A 2,267-nucleotide genomic window follows, 5' to 3' on the forward strand; every position below is an offset into this window, starting at 1 on the left:
TTCGCGGTCACCGACATTAACGGCCCCTGGAGGCCGAGGTTCTGAATAGTCGCGCCATCTATGTAGCCAAATAACCCCTGATACTCACTATTGGGGCGATTAATCATCAGGTTGTGGATACTGTAGCCATTGCCGTCAAACACCGCCTCGAATCGATTGCTGTAGTCGCCAATCGCAAGCCAGCCTTCGCCCTCATTCCAATAGGTGTCCGAAGCATCCAGCAGCTCATCGCCATTGGTATCAAAATCCAGATCGGCCAGCAGCTCGTAACCAAAACACACTGGTACGGCCACTCCATTGATTACACCCGCTGGGCAGCCTGAACTGTCCAGCTCGCCGTCGTCACTGAGTTGTTGTCCGTAGCCCTTCAGGCTATAGCGTATGGCATCTAACTCGGCCCAGCTTGTAATGTCGATTAAGCCATCGGCATCGGCATCGGCATCGGGAATCCCGTCGTTATTGTCGTCGGTATCTTCTGCATTGCTGAGACCGTCATTATCGGTATCCTTTGGGTAGGCATCCAATGTTAGGCCTGAATCCCCTTGACAGCTAGCATCACAGCCTTCTGCCCAGGCATCAGGCAGGCCGTCGAGATCGGCATCTGCAATCGCAGCTGGGCTTGCGGGGAATTGGTCCAAGGTTAAACCGGAGGCTGCTCGACAGGCGGAATCGCAACCTAAGGACCAAGCATCAGGTCCGCCGTCTCCGTCGCTGTCTACACTGGCGGCAATATTATTGGGAAAGGCATCGTCACCATCCAGCGCACCATCGCCGTCACTATCGCGGTAGATTACGCCGTTAATACGCAGGCCAGGCAATTGAGTGGCCGTACCAAAGTCCCAGCGAAGCTCGCCGTCATTAGTTAATGCCTCAGCCCAGCCCACATAGAGGTTAACACTGGTGCAGTCGCTATTATCGGCACTGGTGGGGCATTGTAACTCCGCCATGGACGCACCGGTACCCGCATCACTGGTACTGCGAGGTGTTGAGTCCGTCCACCAGTAGTTATAACTAGGGGTGCCACTAGAATCGCCAAAATTGCGGTTATACCCGCCCCCTCCGGTCGACAGATTGCGGCTCGCCACACTTGTTACAGACGCGTACCCCACCAAAGAACCAAGGTAACTGTTCCCTGCAACAGCCCCGGTCGCAAGGCAGTCGCTAATAGTCGAGAAACTTGCATAACCCACAAGACCGCCAACATAATAACCAACCGCAGACACCGCCCCCGAGGCAAAACAGGCAGACAGCTCCGTTGAGTCTAAGTAACCCGCCAAGCCACCCGCGTAGGCGCTGGAACTAGTGGTTGACTCTACCCTGCCAGTTGAAAATACCTCCGTAAGGGTACTGTTTACTGCTCCGCCCACAAGGCCGCCCACATTGCTGCGCGCGGTAACCGACATTAACGGCCCTTGGAGGCCAAGGTTCTGAATAGTCGCGCCATCGATGTAGCCAAATAACCCCTGAGATGAGCTATCGGGGCGATTAATCATCAGGTTATGGATGCTGTAGCCGTTGCCGTCAAACACGGCCTCGAATCGATTGTCGTAGTTGCCAATCGCAAGCCAGCCTTCGCCTTCATTCCAATAGGTGTCCAAAGCATCCAGCAGCTCATCGCCATTGGTATCGAAGTCCAGATCGGTCAGCAGCTCGTAACCAAAACATACTGGTACGGCCACTCCATTGATTACACCCGCTGGGCAGCCTGAACTGTCCAGCTCGCCGTCGTCACTGAGTTGTTGTCCGTAGCCCTTCAGGCTATAGCGTATGGCATCTAACTCGGCCCAGCTTGTAATGTCGATTAAGCCATCGGCATCGGCATCGGCATCGGGAATCCCGTCGTTATTGTCGTCGGTATCTTCTGCATTGCTGAGACCGTCATTATCGGTATCCTTTGGGTAGGCATCCAATGTTAGGCCTGAATCCCCTTGACAGCTAGCATCACAGCCTTCTGCCCAGGCATCAGGCAGGCCGTCGAGATCGGCATCTGCAATCGCAGCTGGGTTTGCGGGGAATTGGTCCAAGGTTAAGCCGGAGGCTGCTCGACAGGCGGAATCGCAGCCTAAGGACCAAGCATCAGGGGCTCCGTCTCCGTCGCTGTCTACACTGGCGGCAATATTATTCGGAAAGGCATCGTCAGCATCCAGCGCACCATCGCCGTCACTATCGCGGTAGATCACGCCGTTAATACGCAGGCCCGGCAACTGAGTGGCTGTACCAAAGTCCCAGCGGGGCTCGCCGTCATTGGTTAGTGCGTCAGCCCAGCC

Annotated in this window: 1 protein-coding gene; it reads right to left on the bottom strand. The window is 55.4% G+C overall.

Translation table 11 applies throughout. The features are described from left to right. Positions 1–2,267 (bottom strand): GLUG motif-containing protein (locus IDZ20_RS07955; RefSeq protein ID WP_342745124.1); only part of this gene is annotated, 2,267 nt, incomplete at both ends.

It is taken from the genome of Teredinibacter waterburyi (assembly GCF_001922985.1).
Lineage (GTDB): Bacteria > Pseudomonadota > Gammaproteobacteria > Pseudomonadales > Cellvibrionaceae > Teredinibacter > Teredinibacter waterburyi.